This window comes from Acidovorax sp. GW821-FHT10E04 (genome assembly GCF_059415185.1).
On record NZ_JBWKMT010000004.1, the window covers coordinates 204,325 to 221,327 of the forward strand.

The 17,003-nt window shown below is 70.3% G+C and carries 12 protein-coding genes; 5 read left to right on the forward strand and 7 right to left on the reverse strand.

Going from position 1 to position 17,003, the window contains the following annotated elements; all coding sequences use genetic code 11:
• Positions 1 to 14 precede the first annotated feature (14 nt).
• Complete coding sequence (locus AC07OC_RS14400) at positions 15 to 2,414, reverse strand: sensor domain-containing diguanylate cyclase (RefSeq protein ID WP_218340052.1); 2,400 nt, start codon at positions 2,412 to 2,414, stop codon at positions 15 to 17.
• A 234-nt stretch (positions 2,415 to 2,648) separates the two neighbouring features.
• Between AC07OC_RS14400 and AC07OC_RS14405 the strand changes: the two genes are divergently transcribed.
• Positions 2,649 to 3,545: a dienelactone hydrolase family protein gene (locus AC07OC_RS14405; protein WP_218340053.1), complete on the forward strand. Its 897-nt coding sequence runs from the start codon at positions 2,649 to 2,651 to the stop codon at positions 3,543 to 3,545.
• Positions 3,546 to 3,693: 148 nt separating this feature from the next.
• Entirely contained in the window at positions 3,694 to 4,554 is an 861-nt protein-coding gene (locus AC07OC_RS14410; RefSeq protein WP_218295663.1) for a ZIP family metal transporter, read from the forward strand.
• A gap of 62 nt (positions 4,555 to 4,616) precedes the next feature.
• On the opposite strand, the gene AC07OC_RS14415 is transcribed toward AC07OC_RS14410, so the two are convergent.
• From AC07OC_RS14415 to AC07OC_RS14430, 4 genes are all read right to left on the reverse strand, one after another.
• Entirely contained in the window at positions 4,617 to 6,560 is a 1,944-nt protein-coding gene (locus tag AC07OC_RS14415) for an IPTL-CTERM sorting domain-containing protein (protein WP_494601576.1), read from the reverse strand.
• 22 nt (positions 6,561 to 6,582) lie between these two features.
• Entirely contained in the window at positions 6,583 to 8,199 is a 1,617-nt protein-coding gene (locus AC07OC_RS14420; RefSeq protein WP_218340055.1) for an IPTL-CTERM sorting domain-containing protein, read from the reverse strand.
• 93 nt (positions 8,200 to 8,292) lie between these two features.
• Positions 8,293 to 9,261 (reverse strand): helix-turn-helix transcriptional regulator, encoded by a 969-nt coding sequence (locus AC07OC_RS14425; RefSeq protein WP_218340056.1) that lies wholly within the window; start codon positions 9,259 to 9,261, stop codon positions 8,293 to 8,295.
• Positions 9,262 to 9,798: 537 nt separating this feature from the next.
• Positions 9,799 to 10,740, reverse strand: coding sequence for a LysR family transcriptional regulator (locus AC07OC_RS14430; RefSeq protein ID WP_218340057.1), 942 nt, complete (start codon positions 10,738 to 10,740; stop codon positions 9,799 to 9,801).
• 69 nt (positions 10,741 to 10,809) lie between these two features.
• On the opposite strand from AC07OC_RS14430, the gene add reads away from it, so the two are divergent.
• From add to arsA, 3 genes are all read left to right on the forward strand, one after another.
• Positions 10,810 to 11,895 (forward strand): adenosine deaminase, encoded by a 1,086-nt coding sequence (gene add, locus AC07OC_RS14435; protein WP_218340058.1) that lies wholly within the window; start codon positions 10,810 to 10,812, stop codon positions 11,893 to 11,895.
• 12 nt (positions 11,896 to 11,907) lie between these two features.
• On the forward strand, positions 11,908 to 12,927 hold the full coding sequence (locus AC07OC_RS14440; protein ID WP_218340059.1) for a tripartite tricarboxylate transporter substrate binding protein: 1,020 nt from the start codon (positions 11,908 to 11,910) through the stop codon (positions 12,925 to 12,927).
• Positions 12,928 to 13,071: 144 nt separating this feature from the next.
• Positions 13,072 to 14,895 (forward strand): arsenical pump-driving ATPase, encoded by a 1,824-nt coding sequence (gene arsA / locus AC07OC_RS14445; protein WP_494601579.1) that lies wholly within the window; start codon positions 13,072 to 13,074, stop codon positions 14,893 to 14,895.
• A 74-nt stretch (positions 14,896 to 14,969) separates the two neighbouring features.
• Here arsA and AC07OC_RS14450 read toward each other — a convergent pair whose 3' ends face one another.
• Positions 14,970 to 15,728 (reverse strand): LytR/AlgR family response regulator transcription factor, encoded by a 759-nt coding sequence (locus tag AC07OC_RS14450; protein ID WP_494601581.1) that lies wholly within the window; start codon positions 15,726 to 15,728, stop codon positions 14,970 to 14,972.
• Positions 15,709 to 16,956: a sensor histidine kinase gene (locus tag AC07OC_RS14455; RefSeq protein WP_494601583.1), complete on the reverse strand. Its 1,248-nt coding sequence runs from the start codon at positions 16,954 to 16,956 to the stop codon at positions 15,709 to 15,711. The genes AC07OC_RS14450 and AC07OC_RS14455 overlap by 20 nt, the downstream gene beginning before the upstream one ends.
• Positions 16,957 to 17,003: the final 47 nt, after the last annotated feature.

Sequence of the window (17,003 nt, forward strand, 5' to 3'; positions counted from 1 at the left end):
GTACCCGCCGGACTTCATGCCGCGGTGAGCGTGGAGGGCGGCGGGGAGAACACCTCGAACCGGTTGCGTCCGCCATGCTTGGCGCGGTACAGCGCGGCATCGGCCGCCTGCACCAGGGTGTCCGATCCGGTATCGGGGCGGGGCACCAGGCTGGCCACCCCGATGCTCAGGGTGAGCATGGGGGCCGTGGGCGAGCGCGGGTGGGGCAGGGCGGCCTCGCGCAGTCCGTCCATGCAGCGCTGGGCCACGGTCACGGCATCGGGCAGCAGGGTGTCGGGCAGCAGCAGCACGAACTCTTCACCGCCGTAGCGGGCGGCCACCTCGTCCGCGCGGCGGATGGTGGCCTGCAGCAGTTGCGCCACGTGGCGCAGGCAGGCGTCGCCGGCGATGTGGCCGTAGTGGTCGTTGTAGAGCTTGAAGTGGTCGATGTCGATCAGCACCACCGCCAGCGGCGCCTGGTGGCGGCCGCAGCGCAGCCATTCGGTGGCCAGCCGCTCGTCGAAGCGGCGCCGGTTGCCGATGCCCGTCACGCCATCGGTGGTGGACAGCAGGGCCAGCTTCTCGTTGGCGGCCGCCAGTTCCTGCTCCTTGCGCACGAGCAGCGTCACGTCGGTGCGCACGCCGGCGATGCCGCCCTGGGGGGTGCGCCGCTCGTCGGCCTGCAGCCACCGGCCGTGGGGCAGGCGCTGCAGAACGGCCTGGCTGGCGGCGCGGTGGTCGGCCACGCGCTGCGCGATCCAGTCTTCCTCGTTGCCCACCGCGTCGAGGTATTGGCCACGCTCGACACCGTAGCGCGCGATCTGCTCGAAGGTGCTGCCGGGCACGATCATGGGCGCGGAAATGGGGTACAGCTTGCGGTACTGGGCGTTGCACACCACGAGCCTGTCGTCGGCATCGAAGAGGGCAAAGCCCTCGGGCAGCGATTCCACGGCGTCCTGCAGCAGCTCGCGAGCCTTGTGCGCGGCCTCCTGCGCGGCCTCCAGCGCCTGGCGCTGCTCGATCAGGTCGGTGATGTCCAGGCGTACCGCCACCACGTAGTTCTCGGGCGTGCGGGTCTCGTAGATGTTGATCCAGCGCCCGTCGGCCAGCCGCTGCACCAGGGTGGAGGTGCGGCTGCCATGCTCGGACAGGCGCTCGGCGATCCAGGCCTCCTCGCGGCCGTGGGCGGACGGAATCAGTCCCCGGTCCACCGAATGCCGCAGGATGTCGGCAAAGCTCCTGCCCAGGTGCTCCGCGTAGTTCATGTGCGGGTACATGCGCGACAGCTGCTGGTTGTAGAGCACCAGCCGGTCCTGCTCGTCGAAGATCTCGATGCTCACGGGCAGCGCCTCCACGGCGCGCTCGAGCAGCTGGCGGGTGTGCTGGCTTTCCTGGCGGGCCGCCTCGGCCGCCTGCCGCTGTTCGATGAGGTCGGTGATGTCCAGGCGCACGCACACCGTCATGCCCGACGGCGTGCGGCTTTCGTGCATGTGGATCCACGCGCCGCCCCCTTCATGGCGCACCTCGGGGCCTGGGCGGTGGCCCCGCAGCGCCATCTCGTGCGCCAGCCACAGCTCTTCCTGGCCCTGCGCCGCTTCGGGGATGCCCTGGCGAAGGCCCTCGCGCAGCAGTTCCTCATACGTCTTGCCCAGCGAGGTCTCCGAGCGCAGGTGGGGCCGCAGGCGCTCCATGTGGCTGTTGCACAGCACCAGGCGGTCGGTCTCGTCGTAGATTTCGAGTCCCGCCGGCATGGCGTCGACCGCCTCGCGCAGACTGCGCTCGGCGCGCTCGGCGTCGTGCAGGGCCCGCTTGAGCGCGCGCTCGCTGTGCACGGCCTCGGTGATGTCGGTGCGCAGCACCACCACGCCCCCGCCGTCCAGGCCGCGTTCGGTGATCCGCAGCCAGCGGTCGCCCTGCATCTCCTGCACCTCGGGGCCCGCCGGAGAGCGGTGGCGCGCCATGCGCTCGCGCAGCCAGGCCTCGGTGTCGGGCAGGGCGGCGGTGATCCTGCCCGATTGCGCGGCACGGCGCAGCACGTCCTCGAAGCGGGTGCCGTACTCCAGCGGCATCACGGAGTCCGCGGCCACCTGGCGGTACTGCGCGTTGCACAGCACGAGCCGGTCTTCGGCGTCGTAGATCGCGAGCCCGTCGGGCAGGATGTCGAGGGTGGCGGACAGCTGCATGCTGGCGCGCCCGGCCGCCTGGCGCAACGCGGCGGCGTCGCGGCGCAGGCGCCGGGCCCGCAGCGCCAGCCGCCCGTGCAGCAGGGCCAGCGCCGCCAGTGCCACGCCCGCGGCGGCCAGCATGGCGCGCGCGGTGCCGTTGCCGGCATCCTGGCCCGCCAGGGCCCAGCCCAGCAGCGCCAGCCCGCCCACGCCGCAGAGCCCCGCCACCGGCAGCGCCAGCGGGTCTTCGCGGGGTGGGGGCGGGCTCATCGTGCAGGGTTTCCCAAGGTGGCGGTCACGGGTCTCTCTGGTGAAGGGATCGACCGCCCCAGGGCGCGCCGTGGTGGCGCACAACCAGGGGGCCAGCGGCTGGGTGCGGTGCCGGTCTGCGGAAAGTCTAGCAGCGGTCCCTGTTTTTCGGTACCCAGGGAAGCGGGGATGCGGCAAACCCCCTAGACTGCGGTTCCCATCCCTTGCCCATCCTTCTTTTCCTGGAGAAACCCGATGTTCAATGACGACCTCCATTCCGACGCCCGGGCCCTGCTGCCCGGCCGCAGCACCGACGCCGGCGCCACGCGGCGCACCGCGCTGCAGGCTGCCCTGGGGCTGGGTTATGCGGCCGCGGCCGCGCCCATCATGGCGCAGACGGCCATCGCCACGCCGGCGGACGGGCTCACGGCGGGCGAGGTGAGCTTTACCGTGAACGGCTTCAAGGTGCCCGCCTACCGCGCCGCGCCCGCCGGCAAGACCGGCCTGCCCGTGGTGCTGGTGATCCAGGAAATCTTTGGCGTGCACGAATACATCGCCGACACCTGCCGCCGCTTCGCCAAGGCCGGGTACCTGGCCATCGCGCCGCAACTGTATGCGCGCCAGGGCGACCCGTCCCAGTACACCGAAGTGGCCAAGCTCATGGCCGAAGTGGTGTCCAAGGTGCCCGATGCGCAGGTGATGGCCGACCTGGACGGCGCGGTGCAATGGGCCACCGCCAATGGCGGCGACGCCGCGCGCGTGGGCATCACGGGTTTTTGCTGGGGCGGCCGCATCACCTGGCTGTACGCCGCGCATGGCCCCGTGAAGGCGGGCGTGGCCTGGTATGGCCGCCTCGTGGGGCAGCCGGGCGAACTCACGCCCAAGCACCCGGTGGACATCGCGCCCATCCTCAAGGCGCCGGTGCTGGGCCTGTACGGCGAGAAGGACACGGGCATCGCCCTTGACACGATTGATAAGATGAAAGCCGCGCTGGCCAGCGGTTCGCCGCAGGCCAAGGCGTCGGAATTCGTGGTGTACCCGGACGCGCCCCATGCCTTTCATGCCGACTACCGCCCGAGCTACCGCAAGGAAGCGGCCGAGGACGGCTGGAAGCGGGCCCTCGCCTGGTTCAAGACACACGGCGTGGCCTGAGGCAGCGTGGGCCCACGCGGGCCCGGCAGGGGAAGTCCCTGGCCACCGCAGCCGCCCTCACCCGGGGCGGCTTTTTTAATCTCGCATCCGGGATGCGGTATTTGAACGAAAATAGGCTCCAGGGCATATCTATAAAGCGCAAGAAGCTATGACTTTGGTAGCAATCATCCTGGCCACACTGGCCGCGGGCATTGGCAGCGTGTGGCTGGCCGCGCTGCTGATGCGGCTGGGCCTGGGCGGGCGCCCGGACAGCGTCGGCCCCCAGCACCTGCTCAGCCTGGCGGCGGGCGCCTTGCTGGCCACGGCCTTCATGCACCTGCTGCCCGAGGCATTCGAGAGCCAGGCGGGCGCGCACGACCTGTTCGCCACGCTGCTCGTGGGCGTGGTGTTCTTCTTCCTGCTGGACAAGGCGGAACTCTGGCACCACGGGCACGAGCACAGCCATGTGGCGCAGGCGCCGGCACATCCGCTCGGCGCTGAACACGGCCACGGCCCTGACCACGGCGGCAGGCACGACCATGCGCACCACGACCACCATCACCACCACCATGCCCCGCGATCCGGCGGCTGGGCCGTGCTGACGGGCGACAGCGTGCATTGTTTTGGCGACGGCATCCTGATCGCCTCCGCCTTCCTGGCCGACATCCGGCTGGGCGTGATCGCTGCCGTGTCGGTGCTGGCGCACGAGGTGCCCCACCACATGGGCGACCTGGTGGTGCTGCGCCAGACCAGCCCCAACCGCCGCATGGCGCTGGTCAAAGTGTCCCTGGCGGGCGCCGTGACGGCGCTGGGCGGCGTGGTGGGCTACTTCCTGGTGGGGCAGCTGCAGGACCTGCTGCCCTACTTCTTGGCCGTGGCGTCCAGCAGCTTTGTGTATGTGGCGCTGGCCGACCTGATCCCGCAACTGCAAAAGCGCCTCACGGCACGCGAGACGGTGCTGCAGATCGCCTGGCTCGTCGCGGGCATGGTCATCGTCACGCTGGTGAGCGGGGCGGCGCATGGGCACTGATGGCGTAAAAAAGCCCGGCGCAAAGGCCGGGCACAAGTGGAGACCTCGCAAGATTCCCGAGCTCAGCCGCCGCGCCGCCGGCGCAGCGCGCCCAGGCCCGCCACCACGGCCGACAGCAGCGCCAGCGCCGCGTGCCCCAGCGTGGGCACGGCCACCGCGCTGCCGGGGCCGCCCGCGCCCGTGACTGTCAGCGTGAACACGGCGCTGGCGGTGCCGTCCTTGTCGGTGGCCGACAGCAGCAGCGGGTAGATGCCGGGCGCGGTGGGCGTGCCGGAGAGCTGGCCGGTGGCGGCATCGAATGCCACGCCCGGCGGCAGCGTGCCGAGCAGCGCGTAGGGCTGCAGCGCATCGCCGTCGGTGGCCGTCACGTATTGCGCCAGGGGGTGGCTGAAGGGCTGGCCCGCTGGCCCGCTGGCACTGCCCGGCGCCACGGTGGGCGGGGTGGCCGCGCCGGGTCCGCCGCCTGGCCCATCGCCCTGCATCTGCACCACCACGCAGCGCGAGAACTCCGAGCTGGCCGCATAGCCGTCCTGGCCGATGACGGTGGCCGTCAGCGCCACGTGGGTGTAGCCGGCGGGCAGGGCGGCAAAGGCCAGCGTGCCGGCCCAGCCGCCGCTGGGATAGGTTTGCACATCGGCGGCGCCCAGGAAGACCTGACCCTCGCCATAGCCGCTGGCGTCGCAGGCGGTGTTGGCGAAGGCTTCCACGCGGTAGGTGCTGCTGGGCCGCAGGCTGTCCATCAGCGTGGTGTTCACCTGCGTGCCGGCGGCGCTGCCGGTGGCGCTGGCGATCATGGGCATGTGCACGGCCCAGATGGGTGGGGGCTGCGCGGGGTCGGCCCCCATGGCGGGGGGGTTGGCAGGATCGATTAGCTCCAGCCCCAAGGCGCCGTTGCTGTGGATGCGGTTGCCCAGCCATCGGTTGCTTTCCGGCGCGTCCACGGCGAGCTCGTCGCGCTGCACGCGGATGCCGTTGCCGCCCCAGTGGGCGATGGTGTTGCCCTGGCCCGCGCTGGCGCCGCCCACGCGGGTGCGCAAGGGGAAGGCGCCGTTCGCGTTCTGGGTGTGGCGGATGAGTACGCCGTGGCCGCTGCCGCCGATGGGCGAGGTGCCGTCGACGCCCACGCCGATCAGATTGGAGACGATGGCGTTCCCGTGGCTTTCGTTCGCTATCTCGATGCCCGTCTCCCGCGCGCCGATCACGTTGCCCTGGATGGTGATGCCGCTGGTGCCAATCACCCTGATGGCGATGGGCGCGCCGCCGCGCGGCTGGTTGCCGCTGTGGTCGGTGCCGATGAGGTTGTCGGTGATGTGGGTGTCCACCACCTGGTCTTCGAGGTAAAAGCTCTGGCCATCGGCGCGGGCCACGACCAGGTTGCGCCCGGCGGGCGTGCCGTCGCCCACGAGCGTGGCCTGGGCATAGAGCATGACGGAGATGCCCCGCCGGTTGGCCAGCAGGCCCGTCGCGTCGTCGGCCGACCCGCTGCCGTCGGTGCCGATGAAGTTGCCCAGTACCCGCACCATGTTCAGGTTGTAGATCTGCTGGGCGTTCACCATCACGCCCGCGCCGCCGAAGCGCGTGACGGCCACGCCGCGCAGCACCGAATCGGAGGCGCCGTTCAAGAAGAGGATGCCGTTCGCCCCCGCTCCGGCGTTCGCGCCGTCGATGCGCACGGTAATGACCGCGTTGGTGCCCGTGGCCGCGCTGTTGGGCGTGCCGCCGTTGGTATAGCCGTCGATGGTGGCCGGGTAGGTGATCGGCGGCAGCGGCGTGGCGAGGCTGATGGTGGTGGGCACGCCGCCGAAGTTGAAGGCGATGGTGTCCGCGCTGATGTGGGCGTTGGCCTGCTCGATGGCCGCGCGCAGCGTGCAGGTGCCGCCGGCTGTGGCGCACAGGCCGTCGCCCGGGTTCGCGTCGGCGGCGTCGCCCGCGTCGTTGACGGTGTAGGTGGCCGCCTGCGCGGCGCTGGCGCACAGCAGGGCGGGTAGCAGTTTTTTTTTGATCATTTTGGCCTCTAGCGCCCGCACATCAAGCGCGAGCAGCTCTCTTTTTAAGAGCACCCAGGCTCGCCAGCAGGGCCGCGAGCAGCGCCAGTGCCGCGTGGCCCAGTGTCGGAATGGCGCTGGGGTTGCCCGCGGGGCCGCCCGGCACTTGCGCGCAGGCCGAAAACTCCGAGGTTTCCTGGTTGTTGCCGCCGCCGCCGCTGAAATAGCGCGTCGCGGTCATGCTCAGGTAGGTGCCTGCGGGCTGGGGCGGCAGATTGATGCTGCCGTTCACCTGGCCGCTGCCGTCGGTGCCCGTTTGCAGCGAACCGAGGAAGACGCGCCCTTGCGGCGTGCCGCAACTGGTATTGCCAAACACCTCGAAGCGCTGCGTGGTGTTTGCCACGCTGCTGAAGCTGAAATTCACCACCGTGCTGGTGGCGCCGGTGATGGCGGGTGCGGGCTGGCCGCTGTTCACCGTGGCCGGGTCGCTGCCGGCGGTGTCCACCAGCGCGATGCCCCGGCCCGCGTTGCCGTGGATGCTGTTGTTCGTGAAGCTGTGGTAGCGCAGGGCGGGAGCGGGCGCGGAGCTGTGCTCCACGCGGATGCCGTTGCCCCCCCAATGGCCGACGGTGTTGCCCTCGCCGGGGTCGGTGCCGCCGATGTGGATGAACCACGGGCTGAGGGGCAGTCCGCCGTCGGTGATGTACACGCCGTTGCCGCTGCCCGCCACGCTGGCCGTGCCGTCGGCGCCCACTCCGATGGCGTTGCCCTGCAGCGTTGCATTGCGGGCGCCGCCATGGAGGATCACCCCCGTGTCGGCGGCGCCGATCACGTTGCCGCGCACCATGCTGCCGGCGCCTTGGGGGCTGGCCACGGCAATGCCCGTATGAGTGCTGACGCGTGCCGTGCCCGCGCGGTTCGTGCCGATGTAGTTGCCCTGCACCAGCGTGCCTGGAGAAGCGCCCAGCGAAACGGCCCGCCCGCTGCTGCTGGCCACGATGAGGTTGCGGTCGGCCGGGTTGGCGCCACCCACCGTGGTGTTGCTGGCGCTGTTGTCGATATAGATGCCCGAGAACAGGTTGACCAGCGCGCCGGTCTGGTCGCCGCCCGTGCCGCTGCCATTGGTGCCGATGAAGTTGCCCGCGATGGCCACGCCCACCAAGCCGTTCGCGGAGCCTTGCCCGTCCAGCACGACGCCGTGGCCCCCGAAACCGGTGATGGCGAGCCCGCGCAGCACCGAGCCGGATGCGCCCGGCACGAACCGCAGGCCGTGCGTGCCCGCGCCCGCGTTGGCACCGTCGATGCGGGTGCTGATGTAGGCGTCATTGCCCACGGGCAAGGTGTTGGGGATGCCTGCGCCGAGGGCGTAGCCGTCGATGGTGGTCACGCCGGCGATGGCGGGCAGCGGGCTTTGGGGCTCGATGGTGACGGAGCCGCTCGAGAAGTTGAAATTGATGGTGTCGGCCGATGCGGGATTGTTGTTGGCCGCCTCGATGGCGGCGCGCAGCGTGCAGGGGGTGATCCCGCCGTTGCAGGGCACGGAGACGCTCAAGGGGGCGTCGCCTGTGTCGTTCACCGTGAACGTGGCGGCCGATGCAGCAGCGGGTAGGAGCAGGGCGACCGCCAGGGCCGGCGCGGTGTAAGCGGGTGTGAACAGCATCGCGGCGATTCTTCAAAAGAACCGCCCGGCCGTCTGCGCACGGCGCGACAAAAGCGCCATGCACCAGGCGACATGCCCCAGTCCGACAGGCTCCTAGCGCAGATCGGACGGCGCCAGCCCGAAGCGCCGGCGGAAGGCCCGGTTGAAAGTGGAGATGTCGGCGAAGCCACAGTCGAGCGCGATGTCGAGCACGCGGCGCTGGCGTTGCGCGGGGGCCTGCAGCAGCGCGCGGGCGCGGTCCAGGCGTGCCTCGCGCAGCGCGTCGGAAAAGCAGGTGCCCTCTTGCGCGAACAGGCGCTGCACCTGGCGCGGCGTGAGGTGGTGGCGCCGCGCCACCTCTTCCAGCGAAAGGCTGGCTTGCCCCAGCCGCGCCTGCATGTCGTGGCGGATCAGCGCCAGACGCGGGGTGGCCTGTGCCGCACGCCCTGGCGGCAGGTGGGCCTGAAGGGCCGGGGCGATGGCGCCCGCCAGCAGCTCGCGCAGGTGGGCCACGGCCAGATCCTGCTGCGGCGGCGCCAGCGGTGCGCTTTCGGCCAGCAGCTGGGCGTAGGCCAGGGCCAGCGCGCCGCTGGGCGCACCGGGCTGCAGCACGAGCAGCGGAGCCTCTTCCAGGCGCGGCACCAGGGGCGCGATGCTGGCGTGCGGCATCAGCACGCAGGCCGTGGGGCCGCCACAGGGCGTGATGACCTCGTACTCGCGCGCCTTTGACACCACGACCATGCTGTTCGCAGGCAAATGCTGCTCACCGTGCGGGGTCCGCAGCACCATGGGGGCGCGGCTGGTGGCCAGAAAAATGTCGTCGCAGCCGTCCTGCATCAGCGCGCGCGAGCGCGCTTGGTGGGCGGGCGTGCACAGCGTCCTTGCATGGACCACGTCCTGGCCCAAGGTCGTCACGCTGGTGGAAAACTCGAAAGAGCCCTGGGCATTGGCATGGCTCCAGAGATCGACGCGCATCAGCTCGCGCCCATACAGTTCGCGCAACGCGGCGGCCTTGTCAGGCCCCGCAAAGTCGCTGGAGGCCAGGCGGATGGACGAGGGCGGCGCGGGGTGGCTGGCGGGCATGGCGGGGCGATGGACGTTTCGCGCCTTTGTACATCAGGCACGGGCAACCCGGCAATCCATCGCGTCGCATGGTAGATACAGGCAGGAGGCAGGCGCCGCTTGCGCCCGCTACCCGCTCCTTCCATTTGTGCCAAAGCGGCCGCTGCCGGCAGTTCTGGTGCGCCTTGCGTGCCTTTGCCGCAGCGCGCCCGCACCCACCACCATGGCCGACGGCCGTGCCAGCCCAGCGCGGGGATGGCCGCAGGGCCGCCCACGGGCCCGCCACCCGACCCGGCGGCCACCACCACCACGCACAGCGAGGGTTCCGACGTGCCGAACCTCGCCCCAAGTCCAACGAGGCTGTCATCGTCAACACCGTGCCCGCGGGCAGATGGGTTAGCGTGAGGCTGCCGCTGTACTGACCGCCGTTGCCCGGGTACGTGCGACCCACGCCCCTGCCGTCGGCGTGGCATTCGGTGTTGCCAAAGATGAGCGGGGCGGCGCACGGGCACTGAGCCCGGTGCGACTGGTTGCCAGGGCTGTCTCCGCCCAGGCGGCTTATCCCGTGCGCAGCGCCTGAGTGAGGAACTCCAGGCAATCCTGCACCAGCGGGGGCCGCGCCCCCATGGGGGCGTGCGCCATGAGCGCCACCCGGCGCGAGATCACCGGTGCGTGCAGCGGGCTCACCCGTACGGCGGCCGCGTCCAGGTTGTGGGTGTACAGCCGGGAAATCACCCCCACCGCCAGCCCGCAGCGCACCAGGCTGTAGAGAGATTCGCTGTAGAGCAACTGGTCTGCCGCTGCCAGGTCCACCCCGTGCTGGCGCAAGGTGGCCACCGCGAGGTCGTAGGTGCTGCCCCTCGCGAACAGGGCCAGGCGTTCGCCGGCCAGGTCTTGCCATGCCAGCCGCTTGCGCCGGGCCAGCCGGTGGCGGATGGGCAGCACCGCCACCAGGTCGTCGTGGGCCACGGGGAAGGTCTCGATATGGGGCGGAAGATCGAGCGCGACGCCCAAGGCCAGGTCCACCTCGCCGCGCTGCAGCGCGGCCACCAGATCGTCGTTGAGGGGGTCCTGCAGGCGCAGGTCCACGTCCGGGTGCTGCGCCAGCCACTGCCGCAGCGGCTCGGCCAGCAGGTGCATGGCTGAGGGCAGCGCGGCCACGTGCAGGGTGCGCTTGCCATCGTCCAGCGTGCGGTACAGCCCATCCACTCCCTGTTCGTAGCCATTGATGAGCCGTTCCACCTGCGGCAGCAGCAGGGCGCCCTGGGGCGTGAGGCGCACGTGGTGCGTGCTGCGCTCCAGCACGGGCGCGCCCAGCACGGCCTCCAGCTCGCGGATGGAGGCGGACAGCGCGGGCTGCGTGAGCGACAGGGCCTCAGCCGCCTGCCGAAAACTCAGGGCCCGGGCCACGGCCTGAAAGCTGCGCAACTGGCGCAGCGTGGGCGTGCGGTGCGCGGGTGGGCGCTCGGCCGCGGGCCGTGTGGCGGGGTGTTTGCTCATAAGTTGCTTTTATTGCAACATCAAATTAAATCACTTCCGCCATCACACCGCGCTGCATAGCATGCGGCCATGCCCACCTTTGCCGCACCCGCAGATCCGCTGTACGCCTTTCTCCACGCCCTGCCCAAGGTGGAGCTGCACTGTCACCTGCTCGGCACCGTTCGGCGCGATACGTTCACCAGCCTCGTTCGCCGGGCGGGCGCCCCCATCGGCGATGCCGAGATCGAGGCCTTCTACACCCGGGGCGAAAAACCCGTGGGCGTGCTGCGGGTGCTGCGCGCGCTGGATGCCGAACTGATCCGCAGCCCGGATGACCTGCACCGCCTGACCTACGAATACCTGCAGGATGCCGCCGCGCACCACGTGCGCTATGCCGAGTTCTTCTGGAACCCCACGGGTACCGCACGGCAATCGGGGCTGGCCTATCCGCAGGCGCTGGAAGGCATCGTGCGCGCCATTGCAGATGCCGAGGCCGACTTCGGCATCACGGGCCGCCTGGTTGCCGCCATCGACCGCGAGGCCCCGCCCGAAGCCGCCACCGAAATGGTCGAATGGGTGCTGGCCCACCGGCGCGACGAGGTGATTGGCATCGGCATCGACTACCGCGAGGTGGATCACCCGCCTGAATGGTTCGCCCCGGCCTACGCGCTGGCGCGCCGGGGCGGGCTCAGGACCACGGCCCATGCGGGCGAGTTCGGCATGCCCTGGAACAACGTGCGCACGGCCCTCGACGTGCTGCAGGTGGACCGCATCGACCACGGCTACACGGTCCTCGACAACCCGGCCCTGGTGCACGAATGCGCCGACCGGGGCATCGTCTTCACCGTGGTCCCCACCAATTCGTATTACCTGCGCACCCTGGCCCCCGAACGCTGGGCGCTGGACCACCCCATCCGCCACATGCCGGCGGCGGGCCTGCGCATTCACCCCAACACCGATGACCCCACGCTGCACCACGTGAACCCCACCCAGGCCTGGGCCATGATGGTGCGCGACTTCGGCTTTGGTGCCGGGGACCTGCGCGGTTTCCTGGCCAATGGACTGGATGCCGCCTGGATTGACGATGGCACGCGGCGTGCATGGTCCACGCAGTGGCTGGCAGCGTTTGACAAGCAACTGGCGCAGACAAACCTGTTCTCTGCCGTCCCCCCCTGAAGGAGTCCTTGCATGTTTCCCTCCCGGTTCTTCCCTGTACCGTCCTTCTTGCCACGGCGCCTGGCGTGGCCCCTGGTGGCTGCGCTGCTCGGCGCAGGCGCCAGCATGGCTGCGCACGCGCAGGCCGCCTGGCCCGCCGCCAAGCCCATCACGCTCATCGTTCCCTTCAGTGCCGGGGGCAATGTGGATGTGACGGGGCGGCTCATCGCGCAAAGGCTCGGAGAGCGCCTGAAACAGAGCGTGGTGGTGGACAACGTGGCAGGCGCTGGCGGCGTCATCGGCATGGAAAAGGCCGCCAGGGCGGCGCCAGATGGCTACACGCTCGTCCTGGGTGCTGACAGCCCGGCGGCCATCGCACGACTGGTGAACCCTGCGGCCGTGCGCTACGACACCCTCAAGGACCTGGCTCCGGTGGGTTTGGTGACCACCGCTCCCATGCTGATCGTGGCGCGCCCCGGGCTGCCGGCGAACAACCTGGCCGATGTGCTGCGTCTGGCGCGTGAAAAGCCCGGACAGCTGAGCTACGCCACCTCGGGCGTGGGCACGGTGCTGCACCTGGCCATGGAGCGCGTCAAGGAACAGAGCAAGACCTTCATGGTGCATGTGCCGTACCGGGGTGGCGCACAGATCGTGACCGATGTGATCGGCAACCAGGTGGACCTCGCCGTGCTCATCAGCGTGACGGCGGCGCCGCACATCCACAGCAAGAAGCTCAAGGCCATAGCCCTGACGGACGACCAGCGCCTGCCCTCTCTGCCCGACGTGCCGACGGTGGCCGAGACCGCGGGCTTCAAAGGGTTTGACATGGTCTCGTGGACGGGCCTGTTTGCCCCCGCGCAGACGCCCCCCGCCGTGCTGGAGCGCCTGAACCGCGAGCTGGGCGAAGTGCTGCGCATGGACGATGTGCGCGCCAAGCTGGCCGATGGTGGCGCCGTGGCGGGCAAGGGAAGCGCCGCCGAGTTTGCGCGGTTTGTGCAGACCGAAAGCGCCCGGTATGCCGCGATCGTGAAGGCGGCGAACATCAAGGAATGACCCGCCGGCGGGATGGTGCCTGTTGTGTTGTGCAGCGCGGCATCCATCCTCCGTTCTTGATGCAGGTCAATGGGCTGCGGGGTGTAGGGTCCGTGGGGGACTTGCGCCAGACAAAAAAGGTGGGGGCTGTGCCATGCTGATGGCATGAACGCTGCCGCATCTGCCTCGCACCATTCCGCTGTGGTTCGTCTGGGCCTGCTCGCCCAGCCTACGCGGTTCCTGTTCTTTACCGGCAAGGGCGGGGTGGGCAAGACCTCGTTGTCCACAGCGGCGGCCATTGCCCTGGCAGATGCGGGCCGCCAGGTGCTGCTGGTCAGCACCGATGCGGCCTCCAACCTGGATGAAATGCTGGGCGTGCCGCTGTCCAACCAGCCAGTGGCCGTGCCCGGGGTGCCGGGGCTGCACATGCTCAACATCGACCCCGATACCGCCGCCGAGGCCTACCGCCAGCGCGTGCTGGCGCAACTGGAGGCCACCGCCAGCAGCCATGAACGCGCCGCGGTGCGCGAGCAACTCTCGGGCGCCTGCACCACCGAGATCGCTGCGTTCGACGAATTTGCCGCGCTGCTGGCCAGCGAGGGCAGTGACACCGGCCATGTGTTCGACCACCTGGTGTTCGACACGGCCCCCACCGGCCACACGCTGCGCCTGCTGAGCCTGCCCAAGGCCTGGACCGGGTTTCTGGCGGGCAACGACCGGGGGGCATCCTGCCTGGGCCCGCACTCAGGCCTGAAGATGCAGGAGGCCCGGTTCAACGCCGCGCTGGCCGCACTGAGCGACCCGGGCCTGACCACCGTGGTGCTGGTCACCCGCCCCGACCCCCGACCCATGCAAGAGGCCGCGCGCACCGCGCTGGAGCTGCGCGCCCTGGGCCTGGCCAACCAGCGCCTGGCCATCAACGGCGTGTTCCACGCCAGCCAGCCGGGGCAGGACGCGGTGGCCGATGCCATCGAGGCCCTGGGCCGCCAGGCCCTGGACCAGATGCCCGATGCGCTGGCCCAGCTGCCGCGCGACGAGGTGCCGCTGCGTGCCTTCGATACCGTGGGTTTGCCTGCGCTGCGGGCGTTGCTGGGCGGTGGCGATGTGCTGCCGAGCGCGCCCGCCGCCGTTGCGGATGTGCCGTTGCAGGCTGAACCCCTCTCGTCCCTGACCGACGCGCTGGCCGCCAAGGGCCACGGTCTCATCATGGTGATGGGCAAGGGCGGCGTGGGCAAGACCACCATTGCCGCCGCGCTGGCGGTGGGTTTGGTGCAGCGCGGACACAGCGTGCACCTCACCACCACCGACCCGGCGGCCCACGTGCAAAGCCAGCTGGGCGGCAGCGTGCCGGGCCTGAAGGTGGGGCGCATCGACCCGCAGGCCGAAACCAAAGCCTACATCGACAAGATCATGGCCACGCGCGGCAAGGCGTTGGATGACGCAGGCCGCGCGCTGCTGCGGGAAGACCTGCAGTCGCCCTGCACCGAAGAGGTCGCCGTGTTCCACGCCTTCAGCCGGGTGGTGAACGAGGCGCGCAGCGCCTTTGTGGTGCTGGACACCGCGCCCACCGGCCACAGCCTGCTGCTGATGGACGCCACCGGCGCCTACCACCGGCAGATGACGCAGCAGTACGAAGGCAGTGCCAACTCCAAACACATCATCACGCCCCTGATGCGCCTGCAGGACGCCGACATGACCCATGTGGTCATCGTCACGCTGCCCGAGGTGACACCCGTGAGCCAGGCCGCTGCGCTGCAGGACGACCTGCGCCGTGCCCACATCGAGCCCTGGGCCTGGGTCATCAACAAAAGTGTGGCGGCCACCGGCACCGGCGACCCGTTGCTGCAGGCCCGCCTGGTGGGCGAGCAGCAACAGGCCGAGCGCATTGCCAACGGACTGGCGCAACGCACCTATGTGCTGCCTTGGCTGGCCACGCCGCCGGTGGGGATGGAGGCTCTGGGGCGGCTGGTGGAAGCGCCTCAGCAATGATCAGTTGTACGCTATAAAAATTATAGCTATTGGCGCTTTGGAGATAAGCGCCAGAGGTCAAAAAAGACCAGAAATCAACGCGCCAGCTCTTCCCGCACGGCGGCCACCTGCCGGCGCGACACCGCCAGCAGTTCCGTGGAGCCCTGCAACCGCACGGCCCAGCCTTCGCCCTCCTCGGGGTCGTAGTGCTTTTCCAGCGCGCGCACGGCGCGGCGGGCCACCAGCGCGTTGCGGTGGATGCGCAGGAAGCGCGGCGCGAACTTGGCCTCCAGCTCGCTCAGGGCGCCGTCCATGATGTAGCTGCGCGTGGCGGTGCGCACGGTCACGTACTTCTGCTCGGCCTTGAAGTACAGCACCTCGGCCAGGGGCAGGCGTTCGGTGCGGCCCCGGTCCTGGATGAGCAGGGTTTCGCCTTCGGGCACGCCGGTGGTGGGCGCGGACGCAGGGGCGCGCGTGCCACGCTGTACCTTGGCCAGTGCCTGCTGCAGGCGTTCGCGGCGCACGGGCTTGGTCAGGTAGTCGGTGGCATCCAGTTCGAACGCGCTCACGGCATGGTCCGCGTGGGCCGTCACGAACACCACGGCCGGGGGCTGGGGCAGGGTCTGCAGGGTGTGGGCCAGTGCCAGCCCATCCTGGCCGGGCATGTGGATGTCAAGCAGCACCAGGTCGAAGGCGCGTCCGCCCGTGGGCCCCAGCAGCGCCATGGTTTCGCCGGCGTTGGCGGCCTCGGCCACGGTCATGCGCTGGGCAGGCTGGGCCTGGGCGCAGTCGGACAGGAGGGTGCGCAAGCGGCTGCGGGCCAGGGCTTCGTCGTCAACGATCAGGATGTTCATGGTCGGTAGCGGGGCTGCTGTGGTTGAGGTCGTCTTCGCCGTCCACCATGCGGCGCTGGGATGTTTGCGCGCGGCCGCCATGGGGGCCCCTTCGGGCTGGCGCCGCGCCGCGCGCGCCCCGGGCGCGCGCCTTGGGGTCGGTGGCGGGCAGGGTGATGCGCACCTGGTACAGGCCGTCCTGCACGCCGGCGGTGAATTCGCCCTGCACATCATGCAGCAGCGCCAGCCGCGCGCGGACGTTGGCCAGGGCAATGCCGTGGCCCCGGGGCGCCGTGTCGTCGCCGTTGCCGTTCCTGCCTTCCTTGGGGGGCAGGGTGTTGGTGATGCGCACGACCACGCGGCTGCCGCGCAGCTCGGTCAGCACGCGCAGCCGCCCGCCGCGCGCGCTGGGCTCCACGCCGTGCTTGACGGCGTTCTCCACCAGCGGCTGCAGCAGCAGCGGCGGCAGGCGGGCGCTGTCGGTGCGGGGGTCCAGGTTCCACTGCACCTGCAGGCGCTTGCCAAAGCGCACCTCTTCGATGGCCAGGTAGCGGCGCGCCAGGGTGATCTCTTCGGCCAGCGTGACCGATTCCCCCTGTTCCACCAGCGCGTGGCGAAACAGGTCGCTCAGGTCTTCGAGCAGCGATTCGGCCTTGGCCGGTTCCGCGCGCACCAGCGCGATGGCGCTGTTGAGGGTGTTGAACAGGAAGTGCGGCCGGATGCGCGACTGCAGCTCGGTCAGCCGCGCCGTGGTGGCGGCGGGCGTGCGGCCCCGTGCGCGCAGCACCAGCGCCGCCACCAGCATGGCCGCCAGCAGCGCCCCTGTCGCGGCGCTGGCCAGCCAGGGCGGTGACGCAGGTTGCGCCACCAGCGCCAGCATGCCGCAGGCGTAGGCGCCCGCCAGCGCGCCCAGCAGCACGCCGGCCGCATACTGCTGCGCGGTGGAGAGGCGCTGCAGAACAGTCTTGAGGCTGCAGGCCGTGATGAGCCACAGCAGCGTGGCCGGCAATGCGCCGCCCGTCAGCAGCGCCATCGTGGCCAGCCATTCCACGGGGTTGCCCGCTCCGAACATGGCGCCCACGCCCACCACCAGCTCCACGAACAGCACGGCCCGCAGCACCACGCCCACCTGGCAGGCATCGAACACCAGCACCCGGCGCGCGGGCGCCAGGCCACCCCGCGCGGAGCCTCGCGGCAGGGCCGAATCGGGCGGCGGGGGCTGGGTCGATAAAATTTGCGTGTTTTGCATTGCGGCGCCCGGGTTGTCCGGGTGTCTGAACCTCCGGATTATTGCCC

Bases quoted from the DNA above. Each gene is read 5' to 3' on its own strand.
- AC07OC_RS14440 (WP_218340059.1), top strand. From the start codon at position 11,908: ATGTTTCCCTCCCGGTTCTTCCCTGTACCGTCCTTCTTGCCACGGCGC.
- arsA (WP_494601579.1), top strand. From the start codon at position 13,072: ATGAACGCTGCCGCATCTGCCTCGCACCATTCCGCTGTGGTTCGTCTG.
- AC07OC_RS14425 (WP_218340056.1), bottom strand. From the start codon at position 9,261: ATGCCCGCCAGCCACCCCGCGCCGCCCTCGTCCATCCGCCTGGCCTCC.
- AC07OC_RS14450 (WP_494601581.1), bottom strand. From the start codon at position 15,728: ATGAACATCCTGATCGTTGACGACGAAGCCCTGGCCCGCAGCCGCTTG.
- AC07OC_RS14405 (WP_218340053.1), top strand. From the start codon at position 2,649: ATGTTCAATGACGACCTCCATTCCGACGCCCGGGCCCTGCTGCCCGGC.
- AC07OC_RS14400 (WP_218340052.1), bottom strand. From the start codon at position 2,414: ATGAGCCCGCCCCCACCCCGCGAAGACCCGCTGGCGCTGCCGGTGGCG.
- add (WP_218340058.1), top strand. From the start codon at position 10,810: ATGCCCACCTTTGCCGCACCCGCAGATCCGCTGTACGCCTTTCTCCAC.
- AC07OC_RS14410 (WP_218295663.1), top strand. From the start codon at position 3,694: ATGACTTTGGTAGCAATCATCCTGGCCACACTGGCCGCGGGCATTGGC.
- AC07OC_RS14430 (WP_218340057.1), bottom strand. From the start codon at position 10,740: ATGAGCAAACACCCCGCCACACGGCCCGCGGCCGAGCGCCCACCCGCG.
- AC07OC_RS14455 (WP_494601583.1), bottom strand. From the start codon at position 16,956: ATGCAAAACACGCAAATTTTATCGACCCAGCCCCCGCCGCCCGATTCG.
- AC07OC_RS14415 (WP_494601576.1), bottom strand. From the start codon at position 6,560: ATGATCAAAAAAAAACTGCTACCCGCCCTGCTGTGCGCCAGCGCCGCG.
- AC07OC_RS14420 (WP_218340055.1), bottom strand. From the start codon at position 8,199: ATGCTGTTCACACCCGCTTACACCGCGCCGGCCCTGGCGGTCGCCCTG.